The organism is Stenotrophomonas sp. CFBP 13724, from assembly GCF_014841975.1.
In the GTDB taxonomy this organism is placed as follows: Bacteria; Pseudomonadota; Gammaproteobacteria; order Xanthomonadales; family Xanthomonadaceae; genus Stenotrophomonas; species Stenotrophomonas lacuserhaii.
Genome location: NZ_JACYUW010000001.1, coordinates 492,504 through 513,107, shown reverse-complemented (window position 1 = coordinate 513,107; position 20,604 = coordinate 492,504). Strand labels below are relative to the sequence as shown.

14 protein-coding genes are annotated in these 20,604 nt (G+C 66.6%); 8 read left to right on the top strand and 6 right to left on the bottom strand.

Annotated elements, in window-relative coordinates; all coding sequences use genetic code 11:
- Position 1 precedes the first annotated feature (1 nt).
- Positions 2-262, top strand: coding sequence for a cell division topological specificity factor MinE (gene minE, locus IFT63_RS02205; RefSeq protein WP_042615170.1), 261 nt, complete (start codon positions 2-4; stop codon positions 260-262).
- Positions 263-311: 49 nt separating this feature from the next.
- Entirely contained in the window at positions 312-791 is a 480-nt protein-coding gene (locus IFT63_RS02200) for a hypothetical protein (protein ID WP_192083125.1), read from the top strand.
- A 428-nt stretch (positions 792-1,219) separates the two neighbouring features.
- Here IFT63_RS02200 and IFT63_RS02195 read toward each other — a convergent pair whose 3' ends face one another.
- From IFT63_RS02195 to IFT63_RS02185, 3 genes are all read right to left on the bottom strand, one after another.
- Positions 1,220-2,461, bottom strand: coding sequence for a DUF819 family protein (locus IFT63_RS02195; RefSeq protein ID WP_192083124.1), 1,242 nt, complete (start codon positions 2,459-2,461; stop codon positions 1,220-1,222).
- A 122-nt stretch (positions 2,462-2,583) separates the two neighbouring features.
- The gene (locus IFT63_RS02190) at positions 2,584-4,662 is read right to left on the bottom strand and encodes a S9 family peptidase (RefSeq protein WP_192083123.1); all 2,079 of its coding nucleotides are present in this window, start codon (positions 4,660-4,662) and stop codon (positions 2,584-2,586) included.
- Between the two features lie 132 nt (positions 4,663-4,794).
- Complete coding sequence (locus IFT63_RS02185; RefSeq protein WP_192083122.1) at positions 4,795-6,762, bottom strand: oligopeptide transporter, OPT family; 1,968 nt, start codon at positions 6,760-6,762, stop codon at positions 4,795-4,797.
- 141 nt (positions 6,763-6,903) lie between these two features.
- Here IFT63_RS02185 and IFT63_RS02180 point away from each other — a divergent pair, with 141 nt between their 5' ends.
- Both IFT63_RS02180 and IFT63_RS02175 read left to right on the top strand, forming a co-directional pair.
- On the top strand, positions 6,904-8,055 hold the full coding sequence (locus IFT63_RS02180; protein ID WP_192083121.1) for a heparan-alpha-glucosaminide N-acetyltransferase domain-containing protein: 1,152 nt from the start codon (positions 6,904-6,906) through the stop codon (positions 8,053-8,055).
- Between the two features lie 76 nt (positions 8,056-8,131).
- On the top strand, positions 8,132-9,883 hold the full coding sequence (locus IFT63_RS02175) for an oligopeptide:H+ symporter (RefSeq protein WP_192083120.1): 1,752 nt from the start codon (positions 8,132-8,134) through the stop codon (positions 9,881-9,883).
- Positions 9,884-9,936: 53 nt separating this feature from the next.
- On the opposite strand, the gene IFT63_RS02170 is transcribed toward IFT63_RS02175, so the two are convergent.
- Together IFT63_RS02170 and IFT63_RS02165 are read right to left on the bottom strand one after the other, a co-directional pair.
- On the bottom strand, positions 9,937-11,916 hold the full coding sequence (locus tag IFT63_RS02170; protein WP_192083119.1) for a S9 family peptidase: 1,980 nt from the start codon (positions 11,914-11,916) through the stop codon (positions 9,937-9,939).
- Positions 11,917-12,060: 144 nt separating this feature from the next.
- On the bottom strand, positions 12,061-12,696 hold the full coding sequence (locus IFT63_RS02165) for a LysE family transporter (RefSeq protein WP_042614668.1): 636 nt from the start codon (positions 12,694-12,696) through the stop codon (positions 12,061-12,063).
- A 132-nt stretch (positions 12,697-12,828) separates the two neighbouring features.
- On the opposite strand from IFT63_RS02165, the gene IFT63_RS02160 reads away from it, so the two are divergent.
- From IFT63_RS02160 to IFT63_RS02145, 4 genes are all read left to right on the top strand, one after another.
- A complete protein-coding gene (locus tag IFT63_RS02160) occupies positions 12,829-13,734 on the top strand; it encodes a LysR family transcriptional regulator ArgP (RefSeq protein ID WP_042614669.1) in 906 nt (301 codons plus the stop codon).
- 182 nt (positions 13,735-13,916) lie between these two features.
- Positions 13,917-15,623, top strand: a complete 1,707-nt coding sequence (gene mqo, locus IFT63_RS02155; protein ID WP_192083118.1) for a malate dehydrogenase (quinone) — start codon at positions 13,917-13,919, stop codon at positions 15,621-15,623.
- 219 nt (positions 15,624-15,842) lie between these two features.
- Entirely contained in the window at positions 15,843-17,999 is a 2,157-nt protein-coding gene (locus tag IFT63_RS02150) for a TonB-dependent siderophore receptor (RefSeq protein WP_192083117.1), read from the top strand.
- A gap of 238 nt (positions 18,000-18,237) precedes the next feature.
- On the top strand, positions 18,238-19,185 hold the full coding sequence (locus IFT63_RS02145; protein ID WP_042614676.1) for a nucleoside hydrolase: 948 nt from the start codon (positions 18,238-18,240) through the stop codon (positions 19,183-19,185).
- Between the two features lie 124 nt (positions 19,186-19,309).
- On the opposite strand, the gene IFT63_RS02140 is transcribed toward IFT63_RS02145, so the two are convergent.
- The gene (locus IFT63_RS02140) at positions 19,310-20,551 is read right to left on the bottom strand and encodes an MFS transporter (protein WP_192083116.1); all 1,242 of its coding nucleotides are present in this window, start codon (positions 20,549-20,551) and stop codon (positions 19,310-19,312) included.
- Positions 20,552-20,604: the final 53 nt, after the last annotated feature.

The window sequence follows — 20,604 nt, the reverse complement described above, 5'->3', positions numbered from 1 at the left end:
CATGGGCCTGTTCGATTTCCTGAAAGCCAAGAAGACCACCGCCGAGACAGCGAAGAACCGCCTGCAGATCATCATCGCGCAGGAACGCAGCCACCGCGGCGGTCCCGATTACCTGCCGCTGATGCAGCGCGAGCTGCTGGAAGTGATCCGCAAGTACGTCAACATCGATGTCGATGCGGTAAAGGTCGACCTGGTCAAGGACGGGCAGCACGACGTGCTGGATATCTCCGTCGCCTTGCCGGAAGGGCCCGAAAAGCCCTGATCCCCTGCCCTGCCCGCGCCAGCCGCGGGCGGGGTTTCTGCTCGATGCCATGAACGAACCCGCCCCCGAACCGTCGGTCACCCGCGTCGGCGACATCGCCTTCGACGATGCCGCGCGCCTGCTGTCCGGGCATGGCCTGCACCTGCACCACGTGGCCGCCGGTGAGCCGATCCCCGGCAGTTACTGGGGCGAGCCCGAGGCCGGCATCATCGCCAGCGATGTCTACGTGCGCGATGACACGCCGGTGCATTCGATGCTGCACGAAGCCTGCCACCTGATCGTGCTGCCGCCGGAGCGGCGTGCGCTGGTGCATACCGACGCCACCGATTCGGTGCCCGAAGAAGATGCGACCTGTTACCTGCAGATCGTGCTGGCGGCGGGGCTGCCGGGAGTGGGCAGCGCGCAGCTGATGGCGGACATGGATGCGTGGGGGTACACGTACCGGCTGGGGTCCACGCGGGCGTGGTTCGAGGGTGATGCCGAGGATGCGCGCGCTTGGTTGGTCGAACGGGGGTTGTTGGTCGGCTGAGTCGTGCTTCGAGTTACGTGGACTGCGAGGGCGCGGGCGGGCCAGGCTGCACGGGACACGCCGCAAGTACGTCCATGTAGGCTACGTCGCCGCATCCCTGCGGCTCAGTGTCCCGTGCAACCTGCCCCACCCGCGCCTGCCAGCTCAGCGCGACCGGTGGGGAGGAAAAAAAGCAAGAGCGGTAGCGCCGAGCCATGCTCGGCGGCTCTTTGTTGACGGCCACGGAGGAACTCCGCCGAGCACGGCTCGGCGCTACCTGCTTTTTTCTTTTTTTCCCTCCGCCGGCGCAATGCTGGCTCGCCGGGGGAGGCGGGGGTCGGCGGGACACTGAGCCGCAGGGATGCGGCGACGTAGCCTACATGGACGTACTTGCGGCGTGTCCCGCTGATCCCCGCCTCCCCCGGCGCCCCATGCAAACAGACAAAAAACTACTGCCCCGCCAACGCCCGCAACGTGATCCCCACCACGTACGCCAGGTACGTGCCGGTCGCATACCCCATCGTGCCCAGCAGCACGCCCACCGGCGCCAGCGCAGGATGGAACGCCGCAGCCACCACCGGCGCCGATGCCGGCCCACCGATATTGCTCTGCGAACCGATGGCGAAGTAGAAGAACGGCACGTGCAGCAGCTTGGCCAGCAGCCACAGCAGCACGATGTGCACCGCAATCCAGATCAACCCCAGCGCGAACAACCACGGACGGTCCAGCAGCGCCACCAGGTCCATCTGCATGCCGATGCAGGCGATCAGGAAGTACAGCAGCAGCGAGCCCACCCGCGAGGCGCCCACGCCTTCCAGCGTGCGCGCACGGGTGAAACTCAGGCCCAGGCCCAGCGTGGTCGACAACACCACCACCCAGACGAACGGCGCGTCCAAGCTGAACTGCGACGCCCAGCTGACATGCAGCTTGAACCAGGCCGCCAGCGGGGCGCCGATGGCGTGGGCCAGGCCGACACCGCCGAACGCCACCGCCACGATCGACATCAGGTCGGTCAGGGTGGGAATGCGCTCGTGCTCGGCCTGGAACCGCGCGATCCGTTCCTTCAACGCATCGATCGCGGAGGTATCGGCGCCACTGCGTGCATCAATCTTCGCCGAGCGCCCGGCCAGGAAAATCAGTACCGCCATCCACACATAGCCCACGCCCACGTCCACCACCGCGAACTGGCCGAAGGTGGTCGCATCGACGTCGAATACTTCGCGCATCGCCAGCATGTTGGCACCGCCGCCGATCCAGCTGCCGGCCAGTGCGGCCATGCCGGCCCAGGTGTCGCCGGCCACGGTTTCCGGATGCAGCGCGCGCATCAGCAGGAACGCCACCACCGCACCGAGCATGATGCTGGCCGAAGCACCCAGGTACATCAGCACCAGCTTCGGGCCCAGCCGCAGGATCGCCTTGATGTCCACCGCAAGGGTCAGCAGTACCAGTGCCGCCGGCAGCAGCACGTCACGCGCGATCGGGTTGTACAGCTGGGTGTTCTGGCCGTCGATCAGGCCCACGGTGTTGTAGATGCCGGGCAACAGGTAGCACAGCAGCAGCGCCGGCACGAAGGTGTAGAAGCGCTTCCACATTCCCTGCTGGCGCGAGGCGGTCCAGAACACCGCGCCGAGGGTGGCGGCGATCAGGCCGAAGACGACGATGTCGTTCTGGATCAAGGGAGTCGAGACCATGCCAATCCAGGGGTAGCGCCGAGCCATGCTCGGCGAGCGCAGCGGTGGACAGAAGCCGCCGAGCATGGCTCGGCGCTACGAAACAAAAAAGCGCCGCCCCAGGGGCGGCGCTTCAACGCGGCTTACTGGCCGATGTGCTGCTTCAACCAGGCGTTCACCGTGTCATGCCACAACACGCTGTTGGCCGGCTTCAGCACCCAGTGGTTCTCGTCCGGGAAGTACAGGAACTTCGAATCGATGCCCTGGCGCTGCGCGGCGGTGAACGCCGCCAGTCCCTGCTCGACCGGGATGCGGTAATCCAGCTGGCCGTGGATGATCAGGATCGGCTTCTTCCAGTCCGCGACATGGTTGACCGGATTGAACTTCTCGTAGTTGGCCGGCTTGGCGAACGGCGTACCGCCCTGCTCCCACTCGGTGAACCACAGCTCTTCGGTGGCATAGCCCATCATGCGCTGGTCGAACACACCATCATGGTTGACCAGGCACTTGAACGGGCTGTTCCAGTTGCCGGCGATCCAGTTGACCATGAAGCCACCGTAGCTGGCGCCCAGCGCGCAGGCCTTGTCGCCGTCCAGGAAGGAATACTGCTTCAGCGCCGCGTCCCAGCCCTTCTGCAGGTCTTCCAGCGGACGGTCGCCCCAGTGCTGGCTGATCGCATCGGTGAAGGCCTGGCCGTAGCCGGTGGAACCGTGGAAATCGATCATCACCACTGCGTAGCCCTGGCCGGTATAAGTCTGCGGATTCCAGCGGTAGCTCCAGCCATTGCCGAAGCTGCCCTGCGGGCCGCCGTGGATCAGGAACGCCACCGGGTACTGCTTGCCTTCCTGGTAATCGTGCGGCTTGACCACGTAGCCGTGCACGGTGTCGTTGTTCCAGCCCTTGAACTCGAACTGTTCGTAGTCACCGAAGGACACATCCTTCAGCACGTCACCGGCTGCGGGGGTCAGCGCGCGCAGCTCGCCGATCGGCTGGCCAGCGGGCGGCAGCAGGCCGACAAGTACCTGGTCGTTGCTCTTCAGGCTGTTGCGGGTGATGGCCACGCTGTTGCCGGCCACGTCAACGGCGGTCACGCTGCCATCGCCGATCAGCTTGTCGACCTGGCCGCTGGCCACGTCCACCGCGAACAGCGGGTGCTCGCCCAGCTCATCGGCGGTGGTGTAGATCGTGCTGCCATCGGCGGACAGCACGATGCCACCGGCCGAACGATCCCACTCCGCAGCGATCTCGCGGGTCTTGCCACTGGCCAGGTCCATCGCCATCAAACCGAAGCGGTCCGCTTCGAAGCCCGGGCGCTTCATCGCGCGGTAGAACAGGGTCTTGCCATCGGCGCTGAACACCGGGCCGGCATCCCAGGCCGGGTTGGCGGCAGTCAGGTTGACGGGTGCCTGCTTGCCGGCCGCGTCGAAGCGGTACAGATCAAAGTTGGTGGACCACGGTTCTTCGCGGCCGGCCACGCGGATGCTGGCGACGATGCTGGTGCCATCCGGCGACCAGGCGAAATCATCATTGCCACCGAACGGCTTGGACGGCGCGTCGCCGGCCAGGGTGGCGCTGAGCGCGGAGGCGCCCTTCACCCCGGCAGCCTTGCCGGTCGGCAGCGGCGCGACGAACAGGGTGTTGCGGCGGCCATCGTTCCAGGTGTCCCAGTGGCGCACGAACATCGAATCGAACACCTGGCCGCTGGCCTTGGTGCCCTTGATCGCGGCCAGCTTCTTTTCGGTGCAGGCCAGGTCCGAACCGCAGTCCTGGAAGACGCCGGCGCTGAACAGCACGCGGTCGTCCTGCGGAGACACGTGGTAGCTGTCCACGTCCACCGGGAAATCGGTCAGCTGGCGCGGCGTGGTGCCGTCCAGTCCCTGCGCGTACAGCTGCTGGCTGCCGTTCTTGGCGCTGAGGAAGTACACGGTGCGGCCATCGGCCGACAACGAAGCGGAGCTGACGTTCCAGCCGCTCGGGGTCAGCTGCTTGGGCGGTGCGGCATCGCGGGTCCGCAGGTTGCGCACGAACAGCGCATTGCTGGCCTTCTGTTCGTTGTCCACGCTGCGCTTGGCGAACACCACGCTGCCGCCATCGGCCGTCAGCACTGGCGAGGAAACGCGGTCCAACGCGATCAGGTCGCGGACATCAAGGCCGCGGGCAGCAGCCACGGTCGGCAGCGCCGCGAGCAGGCTCAACGGCAACAAGGCATGACGCAGTTTCATCGGGTACTCCGCGGGACGGCAAAACGTCGATGGTAGGCCCCGGCACGGCAGCGTGCCAAGGCCATCGGTCATGCCCCCCGACAGGAAAACGCCGGGCACGGCCCGGCGCTTCCCCGCTTCCCCTTGCGCCGATCAGCCGGCGTTGGCTTTCTTGCCGGTGCGGTAGATCAGCCAGCCGACCAGGAACAGCACGGCCAGGCCGATCCACTGCGCGGCCGGCAGCGCGAACGGCACCGCCAGCACGTCGGCGCGGCCACTGACCACGATCGGCACTGCGATGGCGATACCCATCAGGGCTTCGCCGGTGATCAGGCCGGCGGCGAACAGCACGCCCGGCTTGTGCACGCGGTCGCGGCCTTCTTCGTCATCGGCACGCACCTTGTGGAAGCGCTCCACCAGGTAGGAAATCAGGCCACCGAGGAAGATCGGCACCATCAGTTCCAGCGGCAGGTAGATGCCGATCGCGGCGGCCAGCACCGGCACGCGGAAGCGCTTGCCGGTCTTCTTCAGCCACTCATCCAGGGCGATGATGGCGGCACCGACGACGGCGCCCATCATGATGAAGTTCCACGGCAGTTCGCCGCCGAACAGGCCGCGCGCGACCGACGCCATCAGGTTCGCCTGCGGGGCCGCCAGCGCGTTCGGATGCTCCGGGGTCGGGGCGCCGATGCCGTAGGCGGTGGCCAGCAGGTTCAGCACCGGGGCCATGATCAGCGCGCAGGAGAACGCACCGATGCCCAGCATCAGCTGCTGCTTCCACGGCGTGGCGCCGACGATGTAACCGGCTTTCAGGTCCTGCAGGTTGTCACCGCCGACCGCCGCCGCGCAGCACACCACCGCACCGATCATGATCGCCGCCACCGCGCCCAGCGGTGCACCGAAGGCGCCGACCGGGGTCAGGCCATCCTTGCCCAGCAGCAGCACCAGCACCGCCGAAGCGAAGAGGATGGTGGAGATGGTGATGCCCGAAACCGGGTTGTTGGACGAGCCGATCAGGCCGGCCAGGTAGGCCGACACGGAAACGAACAGGAAGCCGGCGACGATCATGATGATGGTCATCGGGATCGACACGTGCCACTGGCCGACGATGGCCTGGTACAGCGCCAGCAGCGGCAGGGTGAAGGCCACCAGGGCCACCAGCATCCACTTCATCGGCAGGTCGCGCTCGGTTTCGGCCAGCGCCGGGCCGGTACTCTTGCGGGCGGCGGCGAAGCCACTCTTGACCCCGCTCAGCAGCGACTTGCGCAGCGAGAACAGGGTCCAGATACCGCCGATCAGCATCGCGCCCACGCCCAGGTAGCGCATCTTCGCGCCCCAGATGGCGAACGCTGCATCGGTGGACGAAGCGGTGGCGATGGACGCGGCCAGCGCCGGGTCGGTCTGCAGGAAGAATGCCTGGTAGACCGGGATGGCGATGTGCCAGGTGAGGATCGAGCCGGACACCACCACGATGCCGACATTCAGGCCGACGATGTAGCCCACGCCGAGCAGCGCCGGCGACAGGTTGGTGCCGATGAAGGCGGTGATCTTCGAACTGCCCAGGTAGGCCGAGGTGGCCCAGGCATCCGGGATCAAGCGCATGCCGCTGGCCGCGGCGACCTTGACCACCGCACCGATCACCGCCGACAGGCCGAGGATCTTCAGGCCCGGACCGGGGTTCTCACCGGCCTTGAGCACTTCGGCCGCCGCTTTGCCTTCCGGGAAGGGAAGCGGATCTTCGACGATCATCGAGCGCCGCAGCGGTACCGAGAACAGCACGCCGAGCAGGCCACCGAGGCCGGCGATGCCCAGCACCCACCAGTACTTGAAGTCCGGCCAGTAGCCCATGATCACCAGCGCGGGAATGGTGAAGATCACACCGGCGGCGATCGACGAGCCGGCCGACGCGCCGGTCTGGACGATGTTGTTTTCCAGGATGGTGCCACCGCCGAGCAGGCGCAGCACGCCCATGGAGATGACCGCCGCGGGAATCGCGGTGGCGATGGTCAGGCCTGCGAACAGGCCCAGGTAGGCGTTGGCGGCCGACAGCACCACGGCCAACACGATGGCAAGCACCACCGCGCGGAACGTGAGCTGCTTGGGCGCAGCGACGTTGTTCATTGAAGCCCCTGATACGAAAAAATCCCTGCAACGCTAGCGTCCGGCCTGCGGCAAGTCCAGCACGCCGGTACCCGGCCCTCGCACGGGTCGGGGCCTAAATGATATGTTATATCCTTTCCAGACCCCTTCCAGCGCGCCCGCATGCCCCCTTCCGTCTCCACCCGGCTGGCCTCCATCGACCAGCTGCGCGGCACCGTGATGCTGCTGATGCTGCTCGACCACGTCCGCGAAACCTTCTTCCTGCAGCACCAGGTCAGCGATCCGATGGACGTGACCACGGTGTCCCCTGCCCTGTTCGCCTGCCGGCTGCTGGCCCACCTGTGTGCACCGGTGTTCGTGCTGCTGACCGGCCTGTCGGCCTGGTTGTACGGCCAGCGCCAGGCCGACCCACGCCGCGCCATCGCCGGCTTCCTGTTCAAGCGCGGCCTGTTCCTGGTGGTGCTGGAGCTGACCCTGGTCAACTTCGCCTGGACCTTCCAGTTCCCGCCGGACACGATCTACCTGCAGGTGATCTGGGTGATCGGCCTGAGCATGATCGCGCTGGCCGGGCTTGTCTGGCTGCCGCGCAGCGTGCTGCTGCCACTGGCGCTGCTGCTGGTGGCCGGGCACAACCTGCTCGATGGCGTGCACGTGCAAGGCGACGGCGTGCTGGCCACGCTGTGGAAGGTGCTGCACCAGCGCGACTGGATCGTGCTCGGCGATGCGCTGCGCCTGCGTACCTCTTATCCGTTGCTGCCGTGGATCGGAGTGATCGTGCTGGGCTACCTGATGGGCCCGTGGTTCGCCGCCACGCGCCCGCCGGCACAGCGCCAGCGCTGGCTGCTGTGGGCCGGCTGGGGCGCACTGGCGGCCTTCATGCTGCTGCGCGCGCTCAATGTCTACGGCGATGCGCCGTGGCAGTTGCAGCCCACCACACTGCAGACGCTGATGGGCATTTTCAACATCACCAAGTACCCGCCTTCGCTGCTGTTCCTGCTGGCCACCCTCGGCGTGGGCCTGCTGTTGCTGCGCCTGTACGAAGTGCCGGCCGTGGCCGCCGCGCTGCAGCCGCTGGCCCGGATCGGTGCGGCGCCGATGTTCTTCTACCTGCTGCACCTGTATGTGTTGAAGCTGATGTACCTGGCCGCGCTGGCGCTGTGGGGACCCACCAACGGCGCGCTGTTCGCGGTGGAATCTGTGGCCGCGCTGCTGTTGATCAGCATCGCGCTGGCGCTGCTGCTGTACCTGCCGACCCGGTCGTTTGCCGCGCTCAAGGCACGCCGTCGGGATATCGCCTGGCTGCGCTATCTGTGAGGATGGCTGGCACTTTCCGCGCATCCACGGAGTTCTGACCGCATAATCGCCGGCTTCATTGCTTGCCCCCGAACCGATGACCGCCATCGCTGCCAATGACGACTTCCTGGGCCACCCCAAGGGCGTCTACGTCTGCTTCTTCACCGAAATGTGGGAGCGCTTCTCCTTCTACGGGATGAAGGCGCTGCTGCTGCTGTACCTCACCAAGTACCACCTGTTCGGCGACAAGGCCGGGCTGGACCTGCTCGGTGCCTACGGCGGGCTGGTGTACTGCATCCCGGTGTTCGGCGGGATGCTGGCCGACCGCTGGCTGGGCATGCGCCGGGCGGTGCTGTTCGGCGGCGTACTGCTGGTGCTCGGCCACCTGGGCATGGCCTTCGAAGGGCACGCGGCCTACCTGGAAAACGGCCAGGTGGTGCGCGATACCGGTGCATTGACCATCACGTACCTGTCGCTGGCGCTGATCATCATGGGGGTGGGCTTCCTCAAGCCGAACATCTCCACCATCGTCGGCAAGCTGTACGCCGAAGACGATCCGCGCCGCGATTCCGGCTTCTCGCTGTTCTACGCCGGCATCAACCTGGGCGCCCTGTTCGCTTCGCTGGTGTGCGGCTTCCTGGGTGAAGCCTACGGCTGGAAGTACGGCTTCGGCGCGGCCGGCATCGGCATGCTGGTCGGCCTGGGCATGTTCCTGTGGGGGCAGAAGTACCTGCACGGCCACGCCGAACCGCGTGATCCGGCTTCACTGCGCGAACGCGTGCTGGGCCTGCCGCGAGAATGGCTGATCTACGCCGGCGCGGTGCTGGCGGTGCTGCCGGTGGCCTGGCTGATGTGGGCCGCCGGCAACGGCGCCTTCGCACTCGGCGGTGAAATCAGCCTGGCGCTGATGCTGATGCTGGTGGTGCTGGGGGGCGTGCTGCTGTGGTTTGCCTGGTTCACCGGCACCCGCTGCACGCCGGTGCAGCGCCAGCAGATGATCGCGCTGATGGCGCTGATCCTGATGGCACTGGTGTTCTTCACCCTGTACGAGCAGAGCTACGGCTCATGGGTCACCTTCACCGATCGCCTGCTGACCAAGGACATCGTGCCCGCGTTGGTGATCCGCGAGGGCACCCCGTTGCCGTGGTCGATCCTGTCGCTGCTGCTGGCGCCGCTGGGCTTCGTGGTCAGCGCGCGGCTGTCCGACCGCTCGCCCGGCTCCGCGTGGCCACGCCGCATGTTCATCGCCATCGTGCTGGTGATGCTGGTGCTGCTGGTCCGTGATTGCCTGGTCATCCCGCAGACCGCCGGCTCGCTCACCTACCTGGGCGGGTTGTTCCTGGTGGTGCTGGCGCCGTTGTTCGCGCTGCTGTGGGCGTGGCTGGACCGCCGCCGTGCCGAACCGGGCAAGGCGATGAAATCGTCCATCGGCCTGGTGCTGGGCGCATTGTCGTTCGTGCCGCTGGCGCTGGCCGCGCAGCAGGTCGGCGCCACCGGCCAGATGGCCAGTGTGTGGTGGCTGGTGCTGGCCTACTTCCTGCTGGCCAGTGGTGAAATGTGCCTGTCCCCGGTGGGCCTGTCGGCGGTCACCCAGTTGGCGGTGCCGCGGGTGGTCAGCCTGATGATGGGCACCTGGTTCCTGGCCACGGCGTTCTCTGAAACGCTGGCCGCGCTGTTCGGCAAACTGGCCGCCATCGAAGTACCCGAAGGCGAAACGCTGGACGTGGTGAGCGCCTCGGCCAGCTACGCCCACCTGTTCTGGCTGCTGATGTGGATCGGCCTGGGCTGCGCCGTGCTCGCCTTCGCCACCGCCCCCCTGCTTCGCCGCATGATGCACGGAGTGAAGTAAGAAAAAGGGGGACGGAGGGAATTAATCGAGATTAATTCCCTCCGTCCCCTTTTTCACGGTGCGGCCGGCTTCGGCGCGGCCGCTTTGTCACCGCCGAGGTTCTGCGACAGGAACGCCAGCAGCTTGCCGTAGTACTCGCGACGGTTGGCATCGACGTAGAAGCCGTGCCCTTCGCGCGGGTAGTACAGGCTCTCCACCGGTACGCCGGCCTTCTTCAATGCCGCTTCCATGCGTTCGGTGTGCTGCACCGGGGCACGCTGGTCTTCGCGACCGGCCGCCAGGAACACCGGCACCTTGATCTGCGATGCCAGGTTGACCGGCGATACGTCGCGTACCTTGTCGGCCGGGCCGATCCATTCGCGCAGGTAGGTCTCCCCGGACATCCGCTGCTGGATGTCGCCGCGGCTGTGCATCATCGGCAGGTCATAGACCCCCACGTAACCGGCGGCACAGCGGTACAGGCCAGGTTCCTTCGCCGCGCCCATCAGCGCCGCATAGGCGCCGTAACTGGCGCCGTAGACGCAGATCTTCGCCTTGTTGGCGACGCCTTCGCTGATCGCCCAGCGGGTTGCATCGGTCAGGTCGTCCTGCATCGCCATGCCCCACTGCTGGGCACCGGCCTGTTCGAACGCACGGCCGTAATTGCCGGAACCGCGGAAGTTCATCTGCAGCACGGCATACCCGGCACTGGCCAGCATCTGCGCCTGGCTGTCGTAGGTCCCATCTTCGAAGATGCCGAACGGCCCGCCGTGAGGCAGCACCACCATCGGCAGGTTCTTCGCCTCACGCCCGTGCGGGGTGGTCAGGAAGCCATGCAGCGGCAAACCGTCACGTGCCTTGACGGTGATCGCGCGGACCGGCGCGGTCTGGGCCGGGTCGATCCAGGTACTGCGGCTGACCACGTGCTGGGCCGCCTTCGCCTTCTGGTCGTAGATGAAGAAATCACCGGGATTACGGCCGGAGAACGTCTCCACCAGGACCTTGTTGCTGTCGCGCGTGCTGGACGTGATGAAGACCGCGTCCCCGCCGAAGGCCGATTCCAGGCTGCGATACAGCTTGGCGTCGGCAGAGGTCTCGTCGAAGAAGCGGGTGCGCGGTGTATCGCCGAGGAACAGCGCGCCCACCGGCACCGCGGTGCCCGGCCGGTAGATCAGCCGCGCCGGGTCTACCATCGGGTCGCGCAGCAGGTCCTTGCGCTCGCCACTGGCCGGGTTCCAGCTGACGATCTTGTCCGGTCCCGCAGGCTGTTCCACGTTGAGGTAGGCCAACGCACCGTCGGCGGAGAACCCGATCGCGCGCTCGATCCGCTTGGACACCGCCTCGTCGTTGACCAGCTTCCAGTTTTCATTGTTGCGGTCGCGGTAGAACAGCTTGTTGACGTTGTCCGAACCGGCACCCAGCGCGAAGCGCGCATTGCCTTCGGCATCGGTGGTGAAGTCGGCACGCTGCACCGGCGAACGGGTCACCGGGATGCGGCGCCCACTGGTCACGTCCATCCGCTCCAGGCGCGTGTACGGGTCACCGTTGAACGACGTCACCGCGATCAGCACGTGCTTGTCATCGCTCGGCAGGTCATCGCTGAGGAACGCCGCGACGGCCTCGGCCTTCTTGCCGGAAATGCGCGTGCCGGTGTTGCCGCCGGTCACCCGGTAACCGACCAGCAGCTCACCGCTGGTGGTGTTGGCACGCAGGGAATACAGCTCACCGGTGCGCTGCGGCTCGTCGAGCGAACCGAACTTCTGGCCCAGTTCGATCAGAACCCGGTCGTCGCTGACCCAGTCGAAACGCGCGGCATGGTTGTTCTCCGGCGGCACGAAGCGCCCTACGATCTGGCTGTCGGCCACGCGCAGGATGGCCACGGCGGTCGACTTCTCAAGCGGAATGGTTGCCGCGTAGTAGTCGCCGTTCGGCGACAGCTTGAGATCGGTGAAGCTGTCGCGCTTGAGGAACGTGTCCAGGTCTACGTCCGCTGCCGTTGCCATCATCGGCAGGGCCATCGCGGCGATCATCGCCGCCAGTATCGTCTTGCGCATCCTTATCCCGCCCCCTGCGGACACCATGTCCGCGACCGGGCGATTGTAAACAGGAGGTGAACGAATTGGGAATCAGGAAAACCTGAAAAAAAGGGCGGCACCGTTTCCGATGCCGCCCTGCACACCCCACCTTGGAGAGTGGAATCAGTTCACGCCACGGACCGCCAGGGTCAGCGCGAGGATGCTCAGGATCACCGCGATGGTGCCGTCCAGCACCCGCCAGGTGCCTGGCTTGTTGAACAGCGGCGCCAGCAGGCGGGCGCCCAGGCCCTGCGCGGTCAGCCACAGGCAGCTGGCGGTGACCACGCCGGCCGCGTAGGCCATGCGGTCGTTGCCGAAGTTTTCAGCGATGGAGCCGATCACCATCATGTCCAGCCAGAAGTGCGGGTTGATCAGCGAAAAGCCGACCGCGGCCATCAGCACGGCACGGCGGCTGCCGTCATCGCTTTCGGCCTCGCCCATGCCACCGCCGCCGGCGATCGCACGCCGCGCCGACTTCAGCGCGTACCACGCCAGGAACGCCACGCCGGTCCACAGCACGGCGCTGGTCAGCCACGGCGCGGCCTGGATGAGGGTGCGCAGTCCGGCCACGCTGGCGAAGATGAACACCGCATCGATCGCCGCGCAGGTCGCCACGACCGGCACGATGTGCTTGCGCAGGATCCCCTGGCGCAGGATGAAGGCGCTCTGCGCGCCGACCACGGCGAACAGGCCGATGCCGGTGGCGGCGCCACTGAACCAGGCCGCAAGGCCGGTGCTGGCGGAAATGATCGAGAACATGGGAAGACCTCGTGGAGCAGGGGGCGGTGCCTCGCGAAGGCGGACAGCACCGGGTACGGGTGTATTGTCGCGTTGCACCAATCTCAAGAAAAGCTAAACTTCCTTAAGCCTCTTTAGCGGAACTTAATCGCCATGCGCGTCGACCATGCCCAGCTCCGCGCCCTCGCTGCGGTCATCCGCGAAGGCAGCTTCGACCGCGCCGCGCAGGCGCTCAACGTCACCGCATCGGCCGTGTCCCAGCGGGTGAAAGCACTGGAAGACCGCGTCGGCCGGCTGCTGGTGAAGCGGGGCGCACCAGCTACCGCGACCGCCGAAGGCCAGGTGCTTGTGCAGTTGGCCGAACAGACCGCCCTGCTGGAACACGATGCACTGCACCGCATGGGGCTGGCCGACGAGGACCTGCCGCAGGCCAGCATTCCGGTGGCGGTCAACCATGACAGCCTGGAAACCTGGTTCCCGCAGGCCGCCCAGCAGTTCGCCCAGGTCACCGGCACCACCCTGGACCTACGCGTGGAAGACCAGGACCACACCGTTGAACTGCTGCGCCAGGGCACGGTGTTGGGCGCGGTGACCACGTTGGACGAGCCGGTGCAGGGCTGCCAGATCCATGCCCTCGGCAGCATCCGCTACGCCGCCACCTGTACCCCGGAGTTCCGCGACCGCCATTTCGGCAAGGGCGTCAGTGCCCAAGCGCTGGCCCAGGCGCCGGTGCTGGTGTTCAACCGCAAGGACGACATGCAGGCGCGCTTTGCCCGCCGCATGGCCGGGGTGGAAGTACCCAACACGGCGCCGACCTGGTGGATTCCCTCCACCCGCGCCTTCGTGCAGGCCAACCTGGGCGGGCTGGGCTGGACCATGAACCCGCTGCCGCTGGTCAAGCGCCACCTGGATGCCGGACGGCTGGTCTACGTGCGCCAGCGCGCCTGGGAAGACGTGCCGCTGTACTGGCAGCACTGGAAGGGCGATGTGCAGACGATGGCCCTGCTGACGCGGGCGGTGCTGGGAGCCTCGACCGCGCTGATCCGCCGCAAGCGCTGAGGCTTTGCCGGGTCGGGCCGGCCGCCCGCTACCTCCCGCAGGATGCTGCGTCGCACCAAATCCGTACCGTAAAGGGGTAAAATCCGACACTGGTTGCCGTGGGCGGCTCTATCCTGACGCGTTTTCACGCGCCGTACCTGTCCGGCACGCATCCTGATTCCCTCCCCAAACGAATCGTTCCCATGAAGAAATTTGGCAAGGCTTTAGTCGCCCTGCTCGTGCTGCTGTTGGTGGCGTCGGTACTGTTCCTGTACTGGCCGCTCACCACGCGCTCGGTGCCGGCGGCAAGCAACGAAAAACCCGTCGATGTGGTCCTGGTGGGCGCTGGCATCATGAGCGTCACCCTGGCCACCTACCTGCAGGAACTGCAGCCGGACTGGAACATCCAGATCTACGAGCGGCTCGACGGCGTGGCCCAGGAGAGCTCGGATGGCTGGAACAATGCCGGCACCGGGCACTCGGCATTCGCCGAGTTGAACTACACGCCTGAGCTGCCCGATGGCAGCATCGAGACCAAGCGCGCGGTCGGCATCGCCGAACAGTTCGAGATATCGCGCCAGTTCTGGTCGCACCAGGTGCGCCAGGGCCGCCTGAGCCAGCCGAGCGATTTCATCAACGCCACCCCGCACATGAGCTTCGTGTGGGGCGATGACAACATCAACTTCCTGCGCAAGCGCCAGCAGGCAATGGTGAAGAACCCGCTGTTCTACGGCATGCAGTACTCCGAAGATCCCGCGCAGATCAAGGCGTGGGCCCCGCTGCTGATGGAAGGCCGCGATCCGAACCAGAAGGTTGCCGCGACCTGGATGCCGCTGGGCACCGACGTCAACTTCGGCGTGATCACCCGCCAGCTCACCGACGGACTCAAGCGCAGTCCGAACTTCGGCCTGCACCTGGGTCATGAAGTGAGTGCGCTGCGCCAGAACGACGACAAGACCTGGAACGTGACCGTCAAGGACCTCAAGTCCGGCAACGAGAGCACCACCCACGCTCGCTTCGTCTTCATTGGTGCCGGTGGCGCCGCGCTGAAGCTGTTGCAACTGTCGGGCATCCCGGAGTCGAAGAACTACGGCGGTTTCCCCGTGGGCGGCCAGTTCCTTGCCTTCAAAAACCCGGCGATCGCCTCGCGCCACGGGGTCAAGGCCTACGGCATGGCCGAAACCGGTTCGCCGCCGATGTCGGTGCCGCACCTGGATTCGCGAAAGCTTGATGGCAAGCCGGTGGTTCTGTTCGGACCGTTCGCGTTGTACAGCACCAAGTTCCTCAAGCACGGCTCGTGGTTCGACCTGTATTCGTCGGTCACCCACAGCAACGTGGCGCCGATGCTGAACGTGGGCGCGGACAACCTGGACCTGGTGAAGTACCTGATGAGCCAGGCGCAGTTGAACGACGATGACCGCCAGGCCGAGCTGGTCAAGTACTACCCCAACGCCAAGCGCGAGGACTGGACCCTGGTCACCGCCGGACAGCGCGTGCAGATCATCAAGAACGACCCGGAAAAGGGCCCGCTGCTGCAGTTCGGCACCGAGATCGTGACCGACAAGGACCACACCCTGGCCGCCCTGCTGGGGGCGTCGCCGGGTGCCTCGACCTCGCCGCCGATCATGCTCGACCTGATGGCCAGGGCCTTCCCGGACGAGATGAAGGCCGGCTGGGAAGCCCGCCTGCGCGAGATCGTGCCGTCCTACGGCCGCAAGCTCAACGAGAGCCCTGCCCTGACCAACGAGATCCGCACGCTGACCAGCCAGACGCTGAAGCTGCCGTTCCTGGACGTACCGGCTGACGTGGCCCAGCCGCCCGCCATTCCAGCGACCGTGGCGCGCCCGGCTGAAACGCCGCTGCCGCCGCAGGAAAAGCGCAACAGGAACGAGGAAATGCAGGCGCTGTAAGCCTGCGCCCCGCTTCCGGGAACACGCCAACGGCCACCTTCGGGTGGCCGCTTTTGTTTCCGCTTCTGTAGCGGACGACCTTGGTTGTCACACCCCCGCCAGAAGATGAGAATTGTAAAGTTGTCGATAATCATTTACATTTGCGCGCCTATCGACCGGCTGTTGGCGCCTTCCGCCGGCCGTGCCCTGCCCGCCTTCCCGTCTTCCCTCAAAGCCGCCATGACTGCCATTCTCTCGTTCCGCCACGCACCGTTGACCGTTGCCCTGCTGGCTGCGCTGTCCACCGCGCCTGCCTTGGCCGATACCGTTGCCGATGCCAGCGCCGCCCCGGATGCCAAGACCCTCGACGAAGTCAGCGTGCGCGGCAGCCGCGCCGTTGCATCCAGCACCACGCGCCTGCCCATCACCCTGCAGGAAACGCCGCAGTCCAGCACCGTGATCGGCCTGGAGCGCCTGCAGGACGAATCGCTGTTCAGCGTCAACGATGTGATGCGCAACGTCACCGGCGTCAACGTCTCCTTCTACGACACCCAGCGCCCGCTGTACTACGCGCGCGGGTTCGCCATCACCGATTTCCAGGTGGACGGCCTGCCGACCTACAGCGGCTCGACCAACCAGGAATACGACACCGCCTTCTACGACCGCATCGAAGTGATCCGCGGCGCCAACGGCCTGCTCAGCGGCGCCGGCGTGCCCTCGGCCACGGTCAACCTGCTGCGCAAGCGCCCGGGCAAGGACTTCGATGCCTCCTTCGCTATCAGTGCCGGCAGCTGGGACTTCCGCCGCATGCAGGCCGACGTCAACGCGCCGCTGACCGCCGATGGCCGCTTCCGCAGCCGCGTGGTCGCCGCCTGGCAGGACAAGGACTACTACTACGACCGCTACAGCGAGGACAAGATGTCCGGCATGGCGGTACTGGAAGGCGACCTGACCGACTCCACCACCGTCACCGTCGGCTTCCAGACCCAGGACAACAATCCCACCGCCACCACCTGGGGCACGGTGCCGTTCTTCAACAGCGACGGCAGCTTCGCGCACCTGCCGCGCAGCACCAACCTGGCCCCGGACTGGGCCAGGTGGCAGCGCCAGACCAGCACCGCGTTCGCCAACCTGGAACAGCGTTTCGGCGAAAACTGGCTGCTGAGGGTCAATACCGCCTACACCCGCGGCAACGTGCAGAACGTGCGCGTGTACGGCAGCGGGTATCCGGATGCGACCACCGGCGCAGGCATCTATCTGCTGGGTGCAGCGGGCGAGACCGATGACACGCGCAAGGGCGTGGACGTCTATCTGTCAGGCACCTTCGGTCTGTTCGGCCGCGAACACGACGTGGTGTTCGGTGGCAGCTTCTCCGACCTGCAGTCCACCGCCTGGACCATGACCCCCACCGGCGGCTGGCGCTACGACATCCCCGACATCCACGCCTGGGATGGCAATGCGCCGGAGCTGGTGGTCAACCGCACCGGCGCGCACCGCGATGCGCGCACCACGCAGCGCGGCGTGTACGCATCCACCCGCCTGCGCCTTGCCGAGCCACTTTCGCTGATCGCCGGCGCGCGCCTGAGTTCGTGGGAAACCCGCACCCGCGCGTACAACATCGCCAACACCTACACCGCCACCAGCGGCGCCTACAAGGTGGATGACGAAGTCACCCCGTACGTGGGCCTGGTGTATGACATCACCCCGAATGTTTCCGGGTATGCCAGCTACACCGAGATCTTCAATCCGCAGAACTACAAGGACCGCAACGAGAACCTGCTGGCCCCGGTGGAAGGGTCCAATGTCGAGGCAGGCATCAAGTCGCAATGGCTGGACGGCCGCTTCACCGCCAATGCCGCGGTGTTCGAAGCGAAGCAGGACAACTACGCCGTGCGCGATGCCAGCGTGCCGGACGGTTCGCTCAGCGATGGCAGCTCGGCCTACATCGGCATCAACGGCACCAAGGCGCGCGGCTGGGAAATGGACCTCAACGGCGAGATCCTGCCGGGCTGGACGGTCAATGCCGGCTTCACCCACGTCAAGGTGACCCGGGCAGCGACCGACCTGCTGTACGCGAACCTGCCCGAAGACTTCCTGCAGCTCAACACCAGCGTGCGCCTGCGCGGTGCCTGGGAGCGCCTGACCCTGGGCGGTGGCGTGCAGTGGCAGAGCAAGGTGCAGGGCTTCAACGTGCCCTACCCCCCGGGCGGCACGGTGACGGTCAACCAGCCGGCGTATGCGCTTGTGCAGTTCAACGCCAACTACCGCATCAGCGACAGCTGGACGGCAACGCTGAGCGTGCGCAACGCGCTCGACAAGACCTACTGGGCCAACCTGGACTACAACAACTACGGCGAACCGCGCTTCGTGGCCTTCAGCCTGCGCTGGAAGTACTGATACCGCCCTCGGTGGGTGACGAGTCGCTGGTCGTCATTCCCATCCCGCTGCGCTCGCCGAGCATGGCTCGGCGCTACCGCCCGCTGATCCTGCCGCTGGTGGGTGACGACCGCTGGTCGTCAGCCCCCGCCCGCCGAGCCCGCCTGTCATCATGTCCGGACACTTGAGACACTACGCTACGGGCAGCGCCGCTGGGCGCGCCCCGCACCACCCCGGACGGAAGAAGAACAACAACATGATGCACAACGTTATTTTTGATACCGACCCGGGCGTCGACGACGCCCTGGCGCTGCTGTACCTGCACAAGCACCCGCAGGTGAACCTGCTGGCCGTCACCACGGTGTTCGGCAATGCCGCCGTCGAATCGACCACCCACAACGCGCTGTTCCTGAAGCAGGCCTGGGGCCTGGATGCCCCCGTGGCGCGCGGCGCCGCCGGCCCGCTGCAGCCCGATGCCCAGCCCGAAGCCTGGCCAGTGCACATCCACGGTGACAACGGCCTGGGCAACCACCCGGTGCCGGCGCAGCTGGACGTGGCCGCCGATCCGCGCAGCGCGCACCAGCTGATCATCGACCTGGTCCGTGCGCAGCCGGGCCAGGTCACCCTGGTCGCCGTGGGCCGCATGACCAACCTGGCGCTGGCCCTGCGCGAAGCGCCGGATATCGCCTCGCTGGTGCGCGGCGTGGTGATCATGGGAGGCGCCTTCCATGTCAACGGCAATATCACCCCGGCCGCCGAGGCCAACATCTGGGGCGACGCTGAAGCCGCCGACATCGTGTTCACCGCCAGCTGGCCGGTGACCGCCATCGGCCTGGACGTCACCACCCAGGTGGAGATGGACCGCCACGGACTGGATGCACTGGCCCACGCCGGTGGCGCCGATGCGGACCTGGTGCGTGCGCTGTCACAGGACTATGTGGACTTCTACCTGCAGGCCGGCCACAAGGGCATGGTGGTGCACGACTGCTGTGCCTGCATCGCGCTGACCCGTCCGGAACTGTTCGACTTCGAACATGCCAGCGTACGCGTGGCCACCGATGGCGTGGCACGCGGAATGACCATCCCCAAGCCGGCCGGCATGGCCTTTGGTCCCAGCGTGTGGGATGGCCAGGCGATGCAGTCGATCGCGATCGGCGTGGATGCCAGCGCCGTGTTGGCGGACATCGAAAGAACCCTGTCGCTGTAACGGTAGGGAGGGCCGATGGCCGTCCTGCTTTTGCCTGCCGCTGCGCTCGCCGAGCATGGCTCGGCGCTACCACGGTAGGGAGGGCCGCTGGCCGTCCTGCTTTTGCCGTCCGCTGCCTTCGGCGCTACCGCAGCGGGCGGGTCTCCGGCAGGCGCCACAGCACCGGCAGCACCAGCAACGCGACGATGGCGATCATCGCCCCGGGCGCAGCGTTCCACCCGCTGCGTTCGACCCACCACTGTGCCAGCCACGGTGTCGCACCACCGAATACCGCCGTGGCCATGGTCACGCCGAGCGCCAGCCCGCTCAGCCGACCTTCGCCGGGGAACTGTTCGACCGTGGCCGAGGCCGCCACTGCACTGATGCCACCGGCCACGCAGGCCAGGACGACCGCTGCACCGACTACTCCCAGCGTCGATGCCTGCGCCATCCACGCGAACATCGACAGCGGCAACAGCGCCGACAGCAGGGTCAGCCCCAGCAGCAGCGGCCGTCGTCCGAATCGGTCCGACAGCAGCCCGAACAGCGGCGTGGCGAGGATCACCGCCACCGCGGCGATGGTCGACAGCCACAACGCCTCGCCCTCCCCTCGCCCATTGGCGTGCAGGAATGCCGGCACATAGGTGATGCCCACGTAGTACGTGATCGAGCCCAGCGCAGAGATCGCGAAGGTGCGCGCCACTGCCCCCGGATGAGTGCGCAGGATCTGCCGTATCGGCGCACTGGGCACGCTGCCTTCGCGTTGCTGGCGTTCGAACTCAGGCGATTCGTGCATGCCCGAACGCGCCAGCAGGATCAGCAGCGCCAGTGCGGCGCCGACGAAGAACGGGATACGCCAGCCCCAGGTATCCAGGTCCGCCGGCGGCAGCAGCGCCACGGTCAGCGCCGACAACGCAACCGCCAGCAGCGCCCCGACCTCGCTTGCCGCGGACGCCAGCGAGGTCACCAGGCCGCGTCGCCGCGGCGGCGCGCTTTCCAGCAGGTAGGCGACCACGCCGGTGTATTCGCCGCCCACTGAAAACGCCATCACGCAGCGCAACGCCAACAGCAGCACCCCGGCACTGGCACCGATCTGCGCATGAGTGGGCAACAAGGCCGTGGCCAGCATCGCCGCAGCCATCAATGCCATCGAAGCGAGCAGCATCCAGCGCCGTCCCAGGCGGTCGCCAAGATGGCCGAAACACAGCGCACCCAGCGGGCGCATCAGGTAGGACACCGCAAAGCCGGCAAGCGTGGCCAACAGCGCGGTCTCGCCGCCGCCGAAGAACACCCGCGAGAGCACGGTGGCGAAGTACAGGTACAGGGTGAAGTCGTACCACTCCACGACGGTGGAGAGCGCCGCTACCCACATTGAGCGGCGATGCATCGCACCGCTCGCGCCTGCTCCCCGATGCTGCATCCGACAGCCTCCATTCCAGA